Here is a 19,867-nt window from a genome sequence, read left to right on the forward strand (position 1 = left end):
TTCCATTTCAGCGTTGATGGTGTCCTCGCTGGCAGCCATAGCCTCCAGAGTCATGGATGTTTCTGATGCCCTTGCTGTTGACACTCTTTTCAATATCGTCATCGTATTCTTTGATCGCATCTTCCGTCAATGGCTCGATCAAAAGATCCTTTGCAAGCGATTTTGCTTTATGCTTTGCCTCATAAAAATAGCCGATCACGCTAAAGACAAGGGCACCGACAAAATTGACTATAAGGTCTTTCATGGTGTCAATGATTCCGATATCCAGATAACCGCCATCCACTACATAGGTATCTCCATTTTTTGTTTCTATGATCGTCTTTGTAATATCATAGATCCGCACTGGGGTCTGGGTTTTGCTTTCGTCCAAAGTCACGGAACCGATATTTGAGACAATGAAATCTTTTTGCATATCCAAAAGAAATACCTGATCAAAGGTAAATTCAATGAACTCCCAGATGACACCCACCGTCATGGAAAAGCAAAAGGCGACGATTGCCAGATAAAAGGGTGACAACTGCATGGATTTGCTACCGCGGTTTAAGATGTTGAAAAGAGAAAAGCCGATCGCCGCACACAGGAAACCGTTGATGGTATGTAACATGGTGTCCCATCCCGGAATCGCCGTGTAATATTTGTTGACTTCTCCCAAGATTTCTGCCGCGTAGATGAATACATAAATGATCATCTGAAATACCGGCGGAATCTCTATTTTCAAAAGCTGCTCAAAAAGGGATGGCAGGAGAAACAGGATAAGAGAAAGAATACATATCGCCAGACTCTCGTAATTCCGTGTAAAAATGCAGCGTACTGCTGTCAAAATGACCAGAGTTCTGAGTATGGAATATGTAATAACCTGCTTTTTGTTCAAGGAAATTCTCGCTTTTAAACGCTTGATATATTTTCTCATGTGCCTGCTCCTTTTATTTTGCAATGATTCTTATATTTTAACATATCCCTTTTCAAAAAGTCTATGAATATGAACCGTCGTTTTTACTGAGAAATTACTGCCTTTTCCGAAAAGCACACTTCCAATATCCACTTTTTTGTCTTGAATGTCCACTTTTTCTTCATTCAAAAGTCCACTTATATGAAGATTTCTATTATCAGAAACAGTATCGTGGGTGTGTATTTTGGGAGCAGCACCGTTTGCGGCTCTCGGATTTGTGAAATACAACGGAATGACAGCGGAGAAATTTATATGGGCGTGGATTAAGTCTGAATTTCTTATGCCCAAGAAGTTGGTAGTTCACTCTACAAACACCTATAACTGACAGTGCCACATCGTTTTGTGCATTACCAAGGATTTAGATAAGTACGTCCTCTTGGTAAATTATCTTCTTCATCTTCTAAACTTTGCTGTATGTGATTATAAACATTATGAATACTTTCAACAAAATTTCTTACCCAATCAGGGTTTGTCTTAGAATAATCTCTCAAACTCCAACCGATGCTATATAATTCTGCAGCCTGCTTGTACGTTACAAAACGCTTACGAATATTACCATCCGCCAAGTTATACTTCTTCTGTTCCTGCATATCAACTTCTCCTTTCTGTTGCCATCCTTTATTTGCTGGCTTCTATCATTTACTTGGAGTTAAAAAAACTGATTGCAAAAATTGGTCAAAAAAATATGATTTATTTTCAATTATTTTCTTATAAACCACTTTATATCTGCTTAAAATGGTGCACAAAAAAGGCATCAGCCGATTATTACCAATGCCTTATACCTTATCCTTTATTTGGTTCGCTTTGTTCTATTAGCCAATTTCTTATTTTTTTCATTTTTGGCTAATAGAATTATTTATCCAACAACCAATCCGCAATATCAATAACCTTTATTCCCTCATACTGGTATTCATCATGCCTGGTTCTGGCTATCACATACTTAGGGTATGCATCCTTAATCTGCAAAAGTGGAGCTACCTCTCTTTCAAAGGTCTTTTCTTCACTGATATTATCAGATACCTGAATATAGATTTTCTCACTCCGCTTTACTGCGACAAAATCTATTTCCTTCTTATATAATATACCCACATAAACCTCATATCCTCTACGCAAAAGCTCAACAGCCACGATATTCTCCAATATGCGTCCATAATCCATATTTTTTGTTCCAAGCTTTGCATAACGGAAAGTATGGTCACTCAAATAGTATTTGTTGTTGCTCGATAAATACTTTTTCCCCTTAATATCATATCTCCTAACCTTGTAGAACGCGAATGCATTGCACAGGTATTGCATATAATTACCAACTGTCGTATGGTGTATCTTCTCCTGCATGCTTCCGAGAGTATTGGTAATGTTACGCGCAGAAGAAAGATTAGACACATTGTCCATAAGAAAATCCACAATTCTATCCATCAGCTGCGTATTTCTTATCTTGTATTTTTTGCGTATATCACGCACTATCAGTGTATCAAACACATCAGCTATATAATCGTACTTTGCTTCCTGATCTTTATAAAGATAGGAACCTTATAAAATTTTTTCTTTAATTGATTCATATAATTCTTCACTGCTCTCTTCTCAAATGTTCAAGTCCAAACTGCTCTACTAGTGCTTCGATCTGTGGGCGAATGTATTCCTCGCACCAACGCAACTGTCCATCATGATTCTCTTCCCGTCAAAATAAATTTCAGAAAATCTGCTTTTCCTCTTCCCCTGTATTCAAAATACAATGGCTTCACTCCTTCTGCCATAAATGATACACCTTTGCTCTCTTTCCATTTGTCAGAAGCCTCTAGCGGAATTTCTGCGACGATTTTTCCCGGTTCTGTCATCACACAAAATATACCGGAAGCTCCCCGCGTCACAACCTTTACATTTGTTTTTCCACTAAAAGCAAAGTATTTATATCCGACCAGTGTTTTATTTTCCAGATCCTTGACAAAGCGCGTATTCCCCTCGTGATTGACGTTAGGTGAATATTTTCCTTTTTGCACATTACTTAAATGTGGCATTTTTCCGTTGGTCAGGTTACAGCAAATTGCTGCCGGATATTCTCCTTCTGTCACAAGCGGTTCTCCGTTTAAACCACAACTTGTCATCTCCACCTGTTTAATGGTACCATCCGGCAAGATTTTTATTTCTTCTGCACATCCCTGTCTGGAAAAAGCGGTATTATGTGTCAGTCGATGATAAAAAATATAATATTTTCCATTGATGTACTCAATGCTTCCGTGATTGGTTCCCGTAGCAGCAAGGCGATCCTTCGCACTTCTGCCATGATAACCAATATCACCATTCGATACAATGACACCCCGGTATTTATATCCATGATCCGGATATTTACTGGTTGCATAGCATAGTTCATGGTTGACATGAGAAGAATAGATAAAATAATACAAATCTCCAAATTTACGTAAGGAAGCTGCTTCAAAAAAGCTATGTTTCCGCAGTTCACTGCCCTTTTTCGCATTGTTGAGTGCAGGCAGAATTCTTACCGGCTCACTTTTTACTGTAAGCATGTCACCACACAATTCCACAAAATTTGCTCCTAAAATGCTCTGCGGTTCTTCCTGCCTGATTTCTTCCACTGTTTTGTTAAAAACCTTGCTCATGATGCCCGGCATGATTTTCCTCATCACTGGTGCATGCGTATCCATTCCAAGTCCCCATCCATATGTAAGGTAAATATGCCCGTTATCATTTATAACCGCTGGGTCAAAGGGAATAAACCGTTGCATAGGTCTTCCGTCCGGATAGCAGACATCTCCATAATATTCATATTTACCGGCGGGTGTATCACACACTGCCACAGAAATCGGTCCATCAAATCCATGGTCTCCCCGACCTGATAAATCATAGTACAGATAATAGCGTCCGTCATTTCCCTGCACGACATCCGGCGCATACATATCCTGCCGTTCCTCACAGTAATGTCTGCATTGCTTGGCTTGATAAATTATTCCCTCACAACGCCAATCTGTTAAGTCATCAACTGGTGCAGACCACGCTTCATAATCGAGAAGACAAAAACAGTCCCCGCCCTCCTTATCATGGCTGCCATAAATATAAACTCTATTACCAAACACATGTGGTTCTCCGTCCGGAATGTAAGTGTCTAACGGGAGATATGGATTAAATACCTGCTTCTTCATTTTGCCTCCTTACTTTCTTCTTACTCAAATTGTGCATAATCTGTTTCGGATACCTGACTCATTTCCTCATCATCCCATAAATTAATGACTCCGATACCCATTTTTTCTGAAGTTCCAATAACCTTGTTACCATGCTCTGATATGCTTCACTCTCATACTTTGTTCCCGTATAAAATACGACCGGACAGTTCCACGTCTCCTTTGGATTATTCCTTAATTCACTCTATATCATATCGAACAGGTTTATTCCTAACACATTTTAGTTTATCTATAAACCATCACTTCTTGCTGGCGTATGGAATAACGCAACTTTCCACCTCCCCCAATCACATCACATCCATCCTTACCGTCTTATCCATCCCATCCGCTGTCTTGATATGTATAGTAACTTCTCCTGGCTCATATAAAGATCTTATCACAATCTGACATCTGCCCTGATAGGTCTTCTGCGCATTATCCGTAAAAGATCGATTAGAGTAGGGCTTCGCTGTACCTATGCCTTGAATCACTGCAGGACCTTCTATTGAAACCGTCAACTCTTTTTCTTCTGCGGGGCACCATATTCCTGCTTCGTCTATGGACTCCAGAATAATGTAATTCAAATCCTGTCCATTTGCTTTCATGTTTTTTTTCTCAGCTTTCACACTTAATTCTGAGATACCGTGGCCAGAAGAAAGCACCGTCCTAGCTAATTCCTTCCCCAGAAGATCATAGGATATTGCAGTGAGCGTCCCCTTATCATATTTGCAGACAAAATCAGTGCGATAGCCCTTAACTCTCTTCTTTCCAAGTGTCTTTCCATTTAATTCAAGCTTTACATAGCTTCCATTACTGTAGACTTCAACATGAGCCTTCTCGCCTTCATACCCGGGCCAGTTCCAGCTAGGTATGGCATCCGTAAATCTCCATGCTTTCTTTAAGACTTTCTGTGAACTCATATTAACCGGTCGAACGCCAATATATATATCTTCCAGTCCCCAAACCACCTTTTGAAATCCATTTTGTGCATCTGCATTTCCTAAGATATCAATTGCTCCACTTCCGGCTAAAAGTGGCATCTCTTTATTCGCTTCATACTGCCATGCGCCAATTCCTGCTTCTCCGATATAATCCATAGCGGTCCAGCAAAAGTCGCCAATTAAGACATTTGAACTCATCACTCTTGACCAATTATAAGCCAAATCACCAATATATGTTTCCGTACCAAGCAATATTCGTTCTGGATGATTTTTAAGTTCCATATCATATCTGCATTGCCCATAATTTAATCCCAATACATCAAAGGAACCTGCTATCCCATCCACAACAACTCCCGCCTTTTTTGTTTTGGTCTGGGTTGACATTAGAGATCCCAATTTCTGTGCAAGAGCATTAAAGAAAGCGGAACCCGATTTCTTTTCTTCAACATAATCTAATTCTGGTAATGGTTCAGCTACATATTCGGCTTCATCTCTATATATTCCCATTCCCTGTTTTGCCCAGACAGTGAGCATAATATTTATTCCACAGGTTACTGGTCTTGAACCATCCAGCTTCCTTACAAATTCTGTCATTTCTGAAGCCAGCTTAATTCCTTCTTCCGTACCAACTTCACTAACCTCATTGCCTATAGAATATATAATGACAGAAGGATGGTTATAATCTCTCTCTACCATTGTCGATAAATCACTTTTATACTCATCCCAAAATACTCTGCTATAGTCATGATGATTCTTTGGCATATACCACCCATCAAACGCTTCATCTAGTACATACATTCCAAACTCATCGCAAGCATCTAGTAAGCTTTCAGAACAAGGATTGTGTGACGAACGAATTGCGTTATATCCGGCTTCCTTTAGTATCCGAACCTTACGATATTCTGCATCTTTGAATGCACAGGCTCCTATCACACCATTATCATGATGGATACATCCACCTCTTAACTTTTCAACCTGTCCGTTGATTGTTAACCCCTTCTCTGAACTCCACTTCAGTTCACGAATTCCAAACTTCTTCTCTACATATTCAGACTCAGTGCTAATCTGACAGGTATATAAATACGGCGTTTTTGAACTCCACAAATTAGCATTTTCAATCACAAGGTCACCGAGTGGTCCTTCAGCTACAATCTTACCATCCGCATCTATTATTATTACATTTGCATTCTTCATGTTACATGAAACATGAATAGTAGGGGGATTGATACAAACTGTATTGATCCGAACATCATCAATATGTGTTCTATCTCTCCTAATCAGTGTTACCATTCTATAGATTCCGCTGCCGGAATACCATCTGGTATTGGGAACGAGTGTATTATCAACAATGACTTCCAAAACATTTTGCCCATCAACACTTGCATCCGTTATGTCCACATCAAATGGAGTGTATCCATACAAATGATTTCCTACATTTTGCCCGTTTAATAGAAGCTTAGTTCGACCGTATACCCCATTAAAATGTATTATTATCTGCTCATCCGAACTTCTGCTATCAAGCGAAAATTCCTTCTTATAGACATATTTCCCGCCCGGAAAAAATCCTGTCTTATCACCATTTCTATTTGAAAAACTTCTTTGTTCATGAATCATTGCATCATGTGGCAAATTAACATGACAACTAGACCCATCCTCTTTCATCAAAAGCCAATCTCTATTGAAATCTAATTCCATTTTTTTCTCTCTACTATTCTCTGTTTTGTCCAATCTCTTTTTTGATTTGATCCATTTTGTCGTCCAGTTTATAAACACTGATAAGAACAAACAGTATTACTCCCACGATAATAGGTGCATAAATGGTTAATCCCTTGATTCCTGCCATTGCCAAAGTGCTCTGTGTGTCTGCACCACTAACAAATCCTGTTGCTCCCATGATAAGTCCAGCCACACCACTTGCCACTCCGGCTGAAATTTTTTGGCCTGCACTGCTCACCGCTGAATAAGCACTTTCAACCCGGTATTTCATTTTCCATTCGCCATAGTCCATGCAATCCATAAGCAATAATCCAATAAAATAAACCATAGGAAGTGTTCCAAATGAACATACAAGGGAAGTTATTGCATAAAGTACAAGATTTAATGGTGCTAACGCTCTCACAATACATGCAATTAAATTACATAACAATCCCATCTTAAGAACCTTAGTTTTTCCCCACTTTTCAAGCATTTTAGGAATAAACAAAAGAAAAATTGGGGTTATTAATGCAGTCGCACTGATGATTGATAATAATGTAAGATTACCGACGTTATATGTAAAGTAATAGCCTGTTACAATTGTTCCCAAATTTGAATTAAAATAATAAAAGAATACTAATCCAAGACAGATCAATACATATTTATTGCCAATAATATGCTTGATCATATCCAATACAGAAACCTTTGTTTTTTTAGCAGTATCATTTGTTTCATTTGTAAATGGAATTTCTTTTACAAAAACAAATCTGAGTGCAGCTAAAATGATAGAAGGAATACCCATTGCCAAAGCCAAAACAGTCCATCCCTGCTTTTTAGCACATAACGTGGTAATAATTATAGGCATTGCAATTGCAAGTATTGTGCTTCCATAGGTTACAATTGCTCCACCTATTGCAAGAGTAGATGACTTATCCTTCTCATTTGGCATAGCCCTAAGCATATAAACCTGTTCAGAACAGTTAAAAAATGTTAATGCTACAGAATTGATAAGCGTATAACATACAAAAACGTATGTGAGTTTTGCTGTTGTACTAAAGAAACTTGGTACAGCAAAAATTAGAATAATAAATACCCACGCGACAGAAGCAAATAATGAATATGGACGTCCCTTTCCCCATTTCGAATTTGTTTTTTCGATAATGTATCCTGCAATTAAATCTGTAAAACCATCAAATATTTTTGATGCCATCAGGATTCCTCCAACAGATGCCGATGATAAAAGCACACTCTGCGTCAGATAATATGTCAGATATCCCGCCATTATTCCCCACAATCCATTCGATGTTAGAGATGGCAAATTCCATACCACTTTTTGAAACATTGTTATTTTTTTCTCGCTCATTTTGACCTCCTACAGTATACGAACATCTTTATTTTATTCTATATATATCAGATCTAATATTTTTAATATTGCACAATCGTCTCTTTTATTGTACTATTATCTTATTAGGGGGAATTAATAATGAACTGGTCAGTGCATAATTTGGAATCCATATGTAAATACTCATATAATATTTTCCGGATACCTGTTTATTTATATGAATCTGAAAAACTGATATCTTCAATTCCAACAGAATTAATGACATATCATCCTCATGAGGTATTACAAAACCCCAATTTCGTTGGTAACTCAATCTCATACTATCAAACCAAAGACAATTTCTTCTGGGGAAGTATTTCTATAAAAGATACCGAATATAAACTTCTTATAGGTCCTATTTCTTCGCTCCCATTATCAGATAATCAGCTTTCTTATCTTTTTTACCAAATGAAGGTGCCTGCTGTGAAACGTAAACTAATTGAAAGAATATATAAAACTATACCACTCTATACGCAGCTTGACTTCATTGACAGACTTTTATTTCTGCAATACATTTTTAACCAGGATGATATTACCAGGAATGATTTTTTCCGCCTGCAAAATGACACTTTGTCCGACACCTCCAATCAAACATATATGAAGAAACAATCATTCAACGAGGATTTCTCTTCCATGCTTATCGAGCCAGATTCAATTATTATGTACATAGAAACTGGTAATATCCATTCTGTTATGGAATACCTTTGCTCCCCAGAGGCATACACAGAACTTCCGTGGGGGGAGAACAGTATTATGCAACATAAGCAGATTGGATACTATTCTATCGCTCTGTTTGCAGAGGCAGCCAGACGAGGAGGAATACCATTAAAGGAATGTAGCGAGATTGTTGCAAATTATTACTCCGACATTACAAAGCTTGAAGATATTGAACAAATTGACTTTTTAATCGGACGCTGCGCTCTTTTCTTTGCAGAGAAAGTCCACTCTATTCCGCTACCCCAAAATCTTGATCAGTCACTGCTCTCAAGTATTCATTTCATACGCCAAAATGTGTATTCGAGCCTCACTGTAGATGATGTTGCTCAACAATTGGGCTATAGTCGATCACATACAAGCAAACTTTTTCACGAAGAGCTTGGATTTACACCAGGGGAATTTATTATCCGTACGAAGCTCGAGGAATCGAAGATTCTACTAGCTCATTCCGACAAATCTCTTTCAGAAATAGCATCCTTGTTAACATTTGCTAACCAGAGCCATTTTCAGAGATCCTTTAAGAAACACTATAATATCACCCCTCTACAATATAGAAAAAAAAGTCTGGGCACTTCAATTCCGAATCAATACCCACAAACCTAAAGATGGCAGAAGCATGCATGCCTCTGCCATCTCCTATAAAATAACAAGATTCCACCTTCTCCTAGCATAAAAGAATGACACTAGTGGTATTGACGAGGACTTTTCTACTTTATTCTTCATAGCCATCGTTCCTTGGAATTTCTAATTACTTCTTGATTTATATCTTCCTTTTCCGTGACCGGACACTGGTTCAATAATATCCGCCTGCACCAAATTGGAAAGAAGTTTTGAAGCAGCTGAACCTTTCAGTTCAAAAAGCTCCACAACTGCGCTTCTTTCATCGTAATCTTGCCTTCAATATTCTGAATGGCGGTATCAATCAAATATTTTAATGGTTTGAGTCCGTCCACTGCCCGAAATCCGATTGCCGTACTCCAAGCATACCCCTTAGCGACACCACCTATAAACTTAAATGGTTTAAATGTGTCATATCCCTTCTCTTATCTACTAAAACTTACGCCAACACTTTTCATTTCAGCAAATACATACTATTTGTAATCTTTGTTTTTGAGCGACGTACCGACAAACGGTATCGTTGCAAATTCCCGAGGGTTACTACGTATAACGTAATCGATATAATTAGCCACCATCAATGCGTAAGCATAGTACCCCATCGGGTTCGGATGGAAGCCCAGCCCGAACGACTTACGCATTTCGGCATCGTATACGGGCGCATGCGCAGTCATATCCAGCAAGTACGTAAAGTCAAACATATCGCACAATTTGGCAAGTTCGCTTGCGATATAACGAATATCTTTATCGCAGGCTTCACCGCGAAGTTGCGGAGTAACGACAAAAATACGCGCATTTGGCTCGATCGTTTTAAGTTTGCAAACGATTTTGCCCATATTGCCGAAGAACGTATCGGCGTTATCCTGCGGACATTCTGCGTTAACGTCCTTGACGCTTCCCAACGGATGTCCGAAGACAAACGAATCGTTATTGCCCAGCGCAATGATATACGCTTGATTCCATTGCCAAAATCCGTTTGTATCCGCCCAACTTTGCATATACTCACGCGCGGTCATTCCACCGCGAGAATAATTGTTGTACTTCGTCCCCGTAATGCGTTCCAAAACAGCGGGCCACGAATACTCGTACATATCGGTATAAACTATGCTGCCGTTTTCGTCGTGGCTTTCGAACTCACCCGACGCCAAAGAATCCCCTATCACTCCTATTTGTTTGAATATGCCTGCAAAACCGCATGTTTCCTTGATAATATCCAACGGCTGTTCGTTTGCGCCGAGTTCAAAACATTTGTTATCCATTTTTATTCACCGTCCTGTGTTTCTTCTTTAATTTTTTTAGGCTTATCCCATTCCGTACCCGTTACCGTTTTAAGATCCAGCCCGCGAGTTTCGCCGACAAACAGCCACATTATTACGATTGCTCCCACAAGCCCCGGCACAGTCAAACCCAAGTACATATAGCCGAACATCTTTTCGGGAATGATAGGAAGCAGTATCATACTGATAACCGTTGCAAGTCCGCCCATAATTCCGTTAAGCAACGTGTTGATTACAGTTACAGACGAACGCAAGTTTGTAGGAGAAGACTCGGAGAACATTATTCCGCCGATAGTATCGCCCGCGCCCCAGTAACTGCCCATAAATCCGCCGATTGCAAAGCCTGTCAAATACGGAGTCAACTTGAACATACCGCTTAAAATAAACAGCAAATAGCACGCCAACGCCGAACAAGACATCGCAATTATAGTTATTTTGCGCCCGAATTTGTCCGACACAAAACCCGATATCAACGTAAACAGCGCGTTGCCTACGGGATACAAGAATAGAGCAAGAGTTATTTCTTCTTCCGTCATCAAAGCAGACTTTGCCATAACCGTACTGTACGTTGCCGTACCTAATGAAGCAAGATAGAAACAACAGCAGGCGATGATCAAAAAGCGTAATTGCCTGTGTTTGAATGCGAATTTTACAGCGGTCAGAATTCCGCCTTGAGCGTTTTGCTCGCACTCTTCCTTACTGCGTTGTTCGCGTTCTTCAATGGGAGTTTTTAAGTACTCTATTCTTTTTGTTAAAAACGCGTTTGTTTCCTTTGCAAAAAGCAACGCGAAAAACGCCATTACAAAACCGATAATTGCCGGAACTAAATATACAACGTGCCAACGCTCGCTTACGTTTTGCATAAGCGTAGCCCTAAGCAACGGAACAAGCAACGTACCCAGTATCGCCACCGCTTTTACGATTGCGTAGTTACGGGCGCGGGACTTTTCGTCGGAGCATTCCAGTATGTACACACATTGCATATCGTGCGACACCATAAAACTCATCAACGTGCTGCCTATCATGTAAACGTAGATATCCTTAGATAAATACACAATAAACAGCCCTAACCCCATACATAACGTGTTAATAACCAAAAACGGCTTACGCCCGAATTTGTCCGCAAGGGGACGGTAGAAAATAATAAGCACCGTTACCGGATAGGAAATAAAACCTATGGCGGAAAAGAGCGATAATCCCGCGCCGTATTCCATACCCATATTTTTTACGAAGAATTCCGTAACTATATTCGCCTGAAACTGAATGGATATAGTAGACGCCATTTCGTCCGTTATGTAGATGAGCGCCAAAATCATAAACAAGTAAATCATATAAAACTTGTTGCTTCTTGCGCCTAACTGCTTTTCGCGGCGGATAAGTTCTTTGGCTTCGCGCGCCTGTAATCGTTCAACATTTTTTGCCATTTTGAGTTTTCTCCTTTTGAAAATTGTAAACAAGAAAATTCTTGGTCATCTCGTCGGTAATGCCGTAGCGCTCCGCCAAATTGTGTATGGCTTGCAAAAAATCCGCACCGGAGCAACCCTTGGACAACAGGTTTTCTTTTTCGATAAGTTTATTCCAAAAAACATTCAAAACTATTTCGTCGGTGGCAAGAGAAACAACCGAATGATTGCGCGTATGCACGTAAACGTTGCGATCGCCCTCTTCGCCGACTAAGCACTCTCCGCCGTCGATTATGATTGTTGTTCTGCGGTAGGGAAACAGAGTTGAAACGTCGTTGATATTGTACGAATACACCGTTGCGCCGGCGACCGAAATACTTTCGAAGGTAAAAATATGCACCTTTACTCCGCGAGATATTGCGTTTTCGATATTACTACGCAGCACTTCGAACGACTCCCGCCAAATGGACAGCGAAATTTCCGCTTGCGCGCTGTCGATAAGTTCCTTTGCCTTGGCAACGTATTTTTCTTCGCCCACTATATTCATTACGTAATCGACGTCGGCATTTTCCGTTGCGAGTTGTTGAAGTTCGCGTTCGGCGCAGGCAATATTCTTTTCGTTTTCTTCCTTAATGCTGCGGATAAGGTCTTGATACTCGATAGGCTTATAAAAATTAGGTTCTCCGTCTATACGGATGACCGCGCCTTTTGCAATCAAACGATTGATGACCTCATAAACCAACGAACGCGCAACGCCGGACAATTTGGCGATTTCGTAGCCGTTTAGCACTTTGTATTTTATCAACGTGCCGTATACTTTTGCCTCGTTAGATGAAAAACCGAGTTTTTCCAAAAATTCAAAACTTTTCATAGTAGTTATACCCCACACCACTATTGTATTGCAGATCTTTCCGTTGTCAATACTCTTTTTAAAATTATTGTTTCATCAATGCAATCCTCAACTATATGGAATGTCTCCAGATACTTATCCATTATTTCTAAATTGACCAGTACCAACTGATTTACCTTGTAACAAGCTTTTGGTGCACGCAAAAAGGCATCAGCCAATTATGACCAATGCCTTATTCATTATCCTTTATTTGGTTTGTTCATCTATTAGCCAAAATCAATATTCTTCAAAAAATTATACTACAATCTCTTTTTTCTGAGTTTTGAGCATACGGAAATAACACTGCGAAGAAATTTGACCGATTTTTTCTAATTTATTCTTCATAGCCATCGTTCCTTGGAATTTCTAATTACTTCTTGAATTTATATCTTCCTTTTCCGTGACCGGACACTGGTTCAATAATATCCGCCTGCGCCAAATTGGAAAGAAGTTTTGAAGCACCTGAACCTTTCAGTTCAAGAAGCTCCATAACTGCACTTCTTCCAAACACCTCATCAAAGCCAAACTTTTCAAAGAGTTTATGGATATGTTCTGTCGTTTTTACCGAAAAATCGCTAGTTTTTTCGGAAAGCACACTCTCAACATCCACTTTTTGGTCTTGAATGTTCACTTTTTCATTCTCAATATCCACTTCTTCATCTCCAATGTCCACTTTTTCTTCATTCAAAAGTCCACTTATATGAAGATTTCGATTATGAAGGTTCATTCTTCTCGTTCAAAAGCAGATTTCTGAGAAATGTTTCCAGATACTCTGTTGTTTCATGAATACCTTTTTGCAGATTCGTATAGTTTGCACGGACAAGTGCATTTCTAAAATACCACGCATTTTCCGCAAATATATCATTAGTTGCAGAAAACCCCAGTGTCCTTAAATATTTAATGAAGAATAACAAGTTTTATAACTTTCTGCTCTCTTTCCATTTGTCAGAAGCCTCTAACGGAATTTCTGCAACGAACTTTTCTGGTTCTGTCATCACGCGGAATAAACCGGAAGCGCCCCGCGTCACAACCTTTACATTTGTTTTTCCACAAAATTTGCTCCTAAAATGCTCTGTGGTTCTTCCTGCCTGATTTCTTCCACTGTTTTGTTAAAAATCCTGCTCATGATACCCGGCATGATTTTTCTCATCACCGGTGCATGCGTATCCATTACAAATTCCCACCCTCCTTATCATGGCTGCCATAAATATAAACTCTATTACCAAACACATGTGGTTCCCCATCCGGGATGTAAGTGTCTAATGGAAGATATGGATTAAATACCTGTTTATTCTTTTGCCTCTTTCCTTACTCAAATTGTGCATAAAGTCCTTCCTCAATCTTCGGCGTCCACCATTTGAGGTAGCCTGCTTTGGTAGGATGAATAGGGTCTGCCATATACAGTGCATAATCTGTTTTGGATACCTGATTCATTTCTTCATCATCCCATAAATTAATGACGCCGATGCCCCATTTTTCCTGAAGTTCCAATAGCCTTGTTACCATGCGCTGATATGCTTCGCTCTCATACTTTGTTCCCGTATAAAATACGATCGGACAGTTCCACGTCTCCTTTGCATAAGCGATGATGTATTCCATCGCGCCGGTTATCGTCTTTGTATCATAATCCGAAATGTCATCAGAATCACTTATTTTTCCAAGTTCCTTTCCCTGTGATGCATCATTGGTAGACAACTGGCAGACCAAGAGGTCAACTTGCATATTCGGATCTAATTTTTTCAATCTGGTAATGTAGGAATCTACGCCCTCTTCCACAAGTGTTGTACCGGAAACAGCCTCTTTTACCACCGTGCATTGATTTCTCTGTCCGATATAATCGACAAAAGAAACGTCACCGGAAGCTGCTCCCTTGGTAACAGAAGAGCCAAGAAAGCAAATCGTCTTTCCCTGCAGCACGCTGTTTTCTACGGTTCCTGCATATTCTAAATCGTATTCCGTGGCATTGCCAGGCAACTTACTTGTCTTTATATTATGCAAAAAGTCAAACGGTCCCCAACTCCACTGGAAACCACAAAAGGCAATCCAACCAACAAGAAGCAGTACAATTGTCAAAATAACACACTTTTTTTTCTTCATCTTCTATTCCTCCAGCAACTTTGCCTCCAAATTGATATTTTGTGGCATAAACTCTTTTTGATAATCCCAGTTTATCACCGATTTGTTTATACGTATTGTAATTTTAAACATCTTATTGTAATTTTGTTTTATTATAAATATTAATAGAGTCGTACTAGTCGTGAAGACCGCTTAAAATCATGCGTTCTCCTTAGATAAATGCATGTAAAATTTCTTTTACATAGCTTAATTGCGGTCTATTTAGCTTGTTTCCTGACTACTCAGGAAACATATTTCTACCCTCGCCCCACCTGTATTTTCAGAACTTGAAAGTTTAATCCCTCCGCCATATTTTTCAGCCACAGTTTTTGCGAAAAAAAGCCCAATCCCATAATGGGCTTCGCCATTTCTACTTGTGTCATCCATAAAAAACTGCTCTGTGCCATGCAATAATGCTTCTTTTGTAAATCCTGATCCGCTATCCTCCACAATGAATGTCAGCCGGTCATCCTGCTCCTTTGCGTCAATATAAATGATTCCATTTTCTTTTGTATGCTCCACTGCATTCTGAATCACATTCATTACGGCTCGGAACATTGGATCATAAGCAATCGTTACCTTTTTATCACTTTGTTCCGCCTTCCAATCTATCTTCTGGTGATAGATTTCTACCAGTCCGAGTGCCTGTTCCTTTATATCTGCGAAAAAATCTTCTAACCTCACCGTTGTATAGGTAACATCACTGCAATTCCATGATTTTGTGACATCTATCAACTGTTTTACATAACTTTGTATCTGTGTTGTGCCGTTCAAAACATAAGTGATATTTTTCTTCTGTTCTGTGGTCAGTTCAGTCTCTGAAAGTAGTTCTGCATTTCCCCTTACAATCGTAAGAGGTGTTTTAATATCATGCGCCAAAGCAGACATCTGCTGTTTCTTTTCCTGCTCTGTTTTCCACTGCTTTTCTAAAGATTCTCGCAATGCATCTCGCATATCATCGATTGCCGATAAACAGTCATCAAACTCTTTGATACCGGAACAGGATGTCTCATATTCCAGATTTTGATCCTTTATTTGTCCGATTGCGTCTAATACAGGCTGCATCTGCTTTTTGATTCTTTTTCCAAAACGTATGGACGGAATGATGATAATCGCTACCGCTCCAATCACAGACATAATACTCATCACATTCTGTGGTTCTATAAAATGCTCCCTCAAAAAAGCTGAATGATATTGAGGTGTCAGGCGATATTGCAATACAACATATTCATTTTCCCTTACAATTACTTTATAAAAATATTTCCCGGATGCGTTTCCGTACTTTGCAACATTCCATGCTATCTGTTCGTATTGTTCTGACAGATCTCCACCTATTTTCTCTCCATTCTCTGAAAAGAGTACATAATCACAAAGTGCGGGAATCATCTCAGCAGTCACTTTATCTGCACGTAGAATCGTATCATATGCTTCATTAATCTTTTGCTCTGCATAATTTGCCGGATAAATACAGCCCACACTAATCAAAAGGCACAGCAGCAGATAAGCAACAATCACCAAACCAACTAATGATCCAAGCATGACCAGTACATATCTCATAAAAATCCTGCTGAGTGCATTGCTTCTCTTTACTCTTCCCATTTATATCCAATCCCCCAGACTGTTTTTATCGGCATATAATCATAATCCGCAAATTTTGCTCTTATATTTTTGATATGCGTGATTATAGTACTGTCATTACTCTCATTGTCAAAGCCAAAGACCGCTTCCAAAATCTGTTCCTTCGAGAAAACCTGTCCTCTGTTTTTAGCCAGAAATTCACAGATTTCGTACTCTGCTTTCGTAAACGGAAGTTCTTTATCATCCATCAACAGTTTCTTTTGAGACATCTGAATGCAGACTCTCCCTAAAACCATCCGGACAGAATGTTCCCTGTGCTCTCTTCTAAGATGTGCATTGATCCTTGCCCGAAGTTCCATCACTCCAAATGGCTTTGAAATATAATCATCTGCTCCTAAAGAAAGTCCGTTTACCAGACTGTTTTCCTCCGTTTTTGCCGTAAGAAACAAAATCGGACAATCCACAAGTATCCTAATTTTTTTGCATAATTCGAAGCCATCCATTCCAGGCATCATAATGTCCAGTAAAATCAGGTCATAACGATGTAATTCTTCCATATTAATTTTTAGTGGATTACTTACTTTGGTAACCAGATGTCCATCCTTATTCAAAATGCTTTCTATCATTTCCAAAATTGCCGGTTCATCATCAACTACCAGTATTTTTGCCATAGTTTCCCCCGATTCTATTCCGATATTCTGTTTCCTTCCCAGTGGTTTACCCACCAAAAATAGTATACCATACTAATCCCTGTAAATATTAAGCAACCTGGTATGAATGACAACCATTCACCTACACTAGTTTCTTCCAATACAGATTGCAGATAAGTATATGGTACTCTACCCGTCCAGCAGACAAATACATATTTCCACACATAATCTCCAAGTCCGGTAAGCATCAATGCACTAATTAGTCCTGATATAATCCCTGCTCCAATGGATACCCCTTTTCCAAACTGAAAAGCCAGAATCAGCTGCCACAGATAAAGTGGAACACTGCTTCCCCACAGCAGCAATGCTGCAAATATACATCCTTTCATGATTTCGATATCGCTTGATGCGATTCTTCCAAATCCAATTCCGAATATGATTGCTGTCAATAGGATAGAGCACAGACACAAAACCAGTAGCATCAACAGTTTCGATAAAAATGCTGCAGGTTTATCCGGTAAAGACAACAGATTTTGAAAATCACCTGCATTTTGTTCCTGTTCCATCACACTTGCTGTAAAAATTCCAATAAGTACCGGAAGTCCTGCTCCTATTGCCTGATAAAATGCAATCACTTTCATATTTTCATTCCATGGTGAAAAAAAGTAATATATTAAAAATATAACGCTGGTTATAATCGGAATCAGTAAGTGTGCCAGAATCACAGATGTTCCTTTCATCTTTCGCAAGTCTGCATTAAGAGATCTTCCAATCATCTTATTTCACCTCTCTTCTTTCAAACCATTTCAAAAACAGAACCGTTACAAAAACAAACCAGATGATTGAGAGACACATTCCCGGAACAATGACTCCCGTATCCAAAAGAGGATTCCCTGCTTCTGCGGCAAGTCCATTTGGTAAAACATGAAGCAACGGGCACATCATTCGCATAGGGATTGCAGAAACAAGTACATACCAGATTCTGGTTTGTGATATTACCACACCGCTGACGGTAATAAACAGGCAGACGAACAGGTTTACAATCATTCCAAATCGTTCACTTAAAAATAAAGCTACCGGAATCTCCCATAACTCAGAAACCGTCAGAAACAATACTGCAATCAACGCTCCTCCAACTGGAACATGTGTCGTTAGAAGAAAGCCTCCAAGCGTTGCTCCTGCAAACACAATCACATTAGAAAACAAAATCATGTACCCAATATAAATAATTTTCCCCAGCAACAATTTTCTTCTGTCTGTGGGAATAGTCATTAAATGATAGTATTTTATCTTTTTCTCCTGCGCCACAGAAAGATAACAAAATAGAGCAATCATCCCCGGCAGCAAAAGTGTATACCACCAGTTCCAAACACTTTCTGCATAAGCATTTGTCATCCCAAGAGTAAATATAAATGCCATGACAAATGTAAGAAGAGGAAATCCCCAGATAAACTTTTTTCGCATGGTTCTTTTGGCTTTTTGATGTTCTGCTTTTATAATATTAACCATGGATTTCACCTGCTTTCTGGTTTTTTCTTACCACATTCATAAACAAATCTTCAAGATTATCTCCCTGCTTTAATGCTCCTTCGTATCCTAAGATTCCACCTGAAATAATCCCGACTTTATCTGCAAGTAACTGTACCTCTGAGAGAATATGACTGGAGAGAATTACAGTGATTCCCTGTTCCGGAAAAGACCGGATCAACTCTCGTAATTCCTCGATGCCTATTGGATCTAATCCATTCGTAGGTTCATCCAATATCAAAAGTTCCGGTTCTCCAAGCAATGCCATTGCAATGCCTAGTCTTTGCTTCATCCCCAAAGAAAACTGTCCTGCTTTCTTCTTTCCGGTGTTTGTGAGTGATACAATCTGCAAGACCTCATCAATTCTGTTTTCATCTGTACCAAGCAATAATTGTCTTACCTTCAAATTCTCTCTGGCGGAAAGATTTTCATAAATAGGCGGATTTTCAATTAACGCTCCTATTTTTGATAAATCTTTCCTATCCCAAAGTTTTCCATCAAAGTAAATCTTTCCTGCAGTTGGTTTCATCATACCGGTCAACATTTTCAATGTGGTAGATTTTCCCGCACCATTCGGTCCAAGCAGTCCATAAATCTGTCCCTTTTCGATATTAAGCGAAACATTATTTACCGCTTTCTGTTTTCTAAAATATTTACATAGATTTTGTGTCTGCAACATCATTTCCATCTTTACTATCCTTCCTTCTATATTTCATTTCTCACTGAAATATAATCTATCAGGGAAAAATAAAGATTTGATGAAGATTTATTCCCGTATGGAATAAACCAACAATTGAATATCATTATCAGAACTCGGCTTTCCACTGAAATCAGCAAAGCTGTTACAAATACGAAGTCCTAATTTACAGAATATCTCCGTGATTTCATCCAAACTATATAAGTTCCGGATGTACTTCTGCTAAACTGTTGTTCATAGCCAAACCTCAACCTCCTTGT

General features: G+C 39.2%; 19 protein-coding genes and 1 pseudogene. 2 read left to right on the forward strand and 18 right to left on the reverse strand.

The window, feature by feature from the left end:
* Positions 1–7: 7 nt before the first annotated feature.
* Positions 8–910: a hypothetical protein gene (locus H8R94_RS06010; RefSeq protein ID WP_186854150.1), complete on the reverse strand. Its 903-nt coding sequence runs from the start codon at positions 908–910 to the stop codon at positions 8–10.
* Positions 911–1,109: 199 nt separating this feature from the next.
* On the opposite strand from H8R94_RS06010, the pseudogene H8R94_RS06015 reads away from it, so the two are divergent.
* Positions 1,110–1,268: pseudogene (locus H8R94_RS06015) on the forward strand (PrgI family protein); the annotation flags it as partial.
* Positions 1,269–1,296: 28 nt separating this feature from the next.
* Here H8R94_RS06015 and H8R94_RS06020 read toward each other — a convergent pair.
* The 5 genes from H8R94_RS06020 to H8R94_RS06040 all read right to left on the reverse strand — a co-directional run bounded on the left by H8R94_RS06020 (position 1,297) and on the right by H8R94_RS06040 (position 8,121).
* Entirely contained in the window at positions 1,297–1,539 is a 243-nt protein-coding gene (locus tag H8R94_RS06020; RefSeq protein ID WP_118535069.1) for a DNA alkylation repair protein, read from the reverse strand.
* A gap of 262 nt (positions 1,540–1,801) precedes the next feature.
* Positions 1,802–2,428: an ATP-binding protein gene (locus H8R94_RS06025; protein ID WP_330593011.1), complete on the reverse strand. Its 627-nt coding sequence runs from the start codon at positions 2,426–2,428 to the stop codon at positions 1,802–1,804.
* Positions 2,429–2,610: 182 nt separating this feature from the next.
* Positions 2,611–4,104 carry a family 43 glycosylhydrolase gene (locus H8R94_RS06030; protein ID WP_186854151.1) on the reverse strand — a complete coding sequence of 498 codons (1,494 nt, stop codon included), beginning with the start codon at positions 4,102–4,104 and terminating at the stop codon, positions 2,611–2,613.
* A gap of 326 nt (positions 4,105–4,430) precedes the next feature.
* Complete coding sequence (locus H8R94_RS06035) at positions 4,431–6,758, reverse strand: glycoside hydrolase family 2 TIM barrel-domain containing protein (RefSeq protein ID WP_186854152.1); 2,328 nt, start codon at positions 6,756–6,758, stop codon at positions 4,431–4,433.
* Between the two features lie 13 nt (positions 6,759–6,771).
* A complete protein-coding gene (locus tag H8R94_RS06040) occupies positions 6,772–8,121 on the reverse strand; it encodes an MFS transporter (protein ID WP_118280422.1) in 1,350 nt (449 codons plus the stop codon).
* Positions 8,122–8,241: 120 nt separating this feature from the next.
* Here H8R94_RS06040 and H8R94_RS06045 point away from each other — a divergent pair, with 120 nt between their 5' ends.
* Positions 8,242–9,459, forward strand: coding sequence for an AraC family transcriptional regulator (locus H8R94_RS06045; protein ID WP_186854153.1), 1,218 nt, complete (start codon positions 8,242–8,244; stop codon positions 9,457–9,459).
* A gap of 488 nt (positions 9,460–9,947) precedes the next feature.
* Here the strand turns inward: H8R94_RS06045 and H8R94_RS06050 are convergent, their stop codons facing one another.
* From H8R94_RS06050 to H8R94_RS06100, 12 genes are all read right to left on the reverse strand, one after another.
* On the reverse strand, positions 9,948–10,730 hold the full coding sequence (locus H8R94_RS06050) for an SGNH/GDSL hydrolase family protein (protein WP_118535062.1): 783 nt from the start codon (positions 10,728–10,730) through the stop codon (positions 9,948–9,950).
* Between the two features lie 2 nt (positions 10,731–10,732).
* A complete protein-coding gene (locus H8R94_RS06055; RefSeq protein WP_186854154.1) occupies positions 10,733–12,172 on the reverse strand; it encodes an MFS transporter in 1,440 nt (479 codons plus the stop codon).
* The gene (locus H8R94_RS06060; protein ID WP_118280426.1) at positions 12,156–13,022 is read right to left on the reverse strand and encodes a TrmB family transcriptional regulator; all 867 of its coding nucleotides are present in this window, start codon (positions 13,020–13,022) and stop codon (positions 12,156–12,158) included. The genes H8R94_RS06055 and H8R94_RS06060 overlap by 17 nt, the downstream gene beginning before the upstream one ends.
* Positions 13,023–13,042: 20 nt before the next feature.
* A complete protein-coding gene (locus tag H8R94_RS12155; protein WP_330593012.1) occupies positions 13,043–13,219 on the reverse strand; it encodes a DUF6462 family protein in 177 nt (58 codons plus the stop codon).
* A 191-nt stretch (positions 13,220–13,410) separates the two neighbouring features.
* Positions 13,411–13,728, reverse strand: a complete 318-nt coding sequence (locus tag H8R94_RS12365; RefSeq protein ID WP_186854155.1) for a hypothetical protein — start codon at positions 13,726–13,728, stop codon at positions 13,411–13,413.
* A 345-nt stretch (positions 13,729–14,073) separates the two neighbouring features.
* The gene (locus H8R94_RS06070) at positions 14,074–14,211 is read right to left on the reverse strand and encodes a hypothetical protein (RefSeq protein WP_158575210.1); all 138 of its coding nucleotides are present in this window, start codon (positions 14,209–14,211) and stop codon (positions 14,074–14,076) included.
* A gap of 137 nt (positions 14,212–14,348) precedes the next feature.
* Positions 14,349–15,137: an SGNH/GDSL hydrolase family protein gene (locus H8R94_RS06075; RefSeq protein ID WP_118535059.1), complete on the reverse strand. Its 789-nt coding sequence runs from the start codon at positions 15,135–15,137 to the stop codon at positions 14,349–14,351.
* Positions 15,138–15,377: 240 nt separating this feature from the next.
* Positions 15,378–16,754, reverse strand: coding sequence for a sensor histidine kinase (locus tag H8R94_RS06080; protein WP_186854156.1), 1,377 nt, complete (start codon positions 16,752–16,754; stop codon positions 15,378–15,380).
* The gene (locus tag H8R94_RS06085) at positions 16,742–17,404 is read right to left on the reverse strand and encodes a response regulator transcription factor (protein WP_186854157.1); all 663 of its coding nucleotides are present in this window, start codon (positions 17,402–17,404) and stop codon (positions 16,742–16,744) included. Before H8R94_RS06085 ends, H8R94_RS06080 begins: the two co-directional genes overlap by 13 nt.
* A gap of 14 nt (positions 17,405–17,418) precedes the next feature.
* Positions 17,419–18,159 carry a lantibiotic immunity ABC transporter MutG family permease subunit gene (locus tag H8R94_RS06090; protein ID WP_138304092.1) on the reverse strand — a complete coding sequence of 247 codons (741 nt, stop codon included), beginning with the start codon at positions 18,157–18,159 and terminating at the stop codon, positions 17,419–17,421.
* A gap of 1 nt (position 18,160) precedes the next feature.
* Positions 18,161–18,892 (reverse strand): lantibiotic immunity ABC transporter MutE/EpiE family permease subunit, encoded by a 732-nt coding sequence (locus H8R94_RS06095; protein ID WP_004853398.1) that lies wholly within the window; start codon positions 18,890–18,892, stop codon positions 18,161–18,163.
* The gene (locus tag H8R94_RS06100) at positions 18,885–19,598 is read right to left on the reverse strand and encodes a lantibiotic protection ABC transporter ATP-binding protein (protein WP_055176472.1); all 714 of its coding nucleotides are present in this window, start codon (positions 19,596–19,598) and stop codon (positions 18,885–18,887) included. Before H8R94_RS06100 ends, H8R94_RS06095 begins: the two co-directional genes overlap by 8 nt.
* Between the last annotated feature and the right edge of the window lie 269 nt (positions 19,599–19,867).

It is taken from the genome of Roseburia lenta, from assembly GCF_014287435.1.
Classification (GTDB): Bacteria; Bacillota; Clostridia; order Lachnospirales; family Lachnospiraceae; genus Pararoseburia; species Pararoseburia lenta.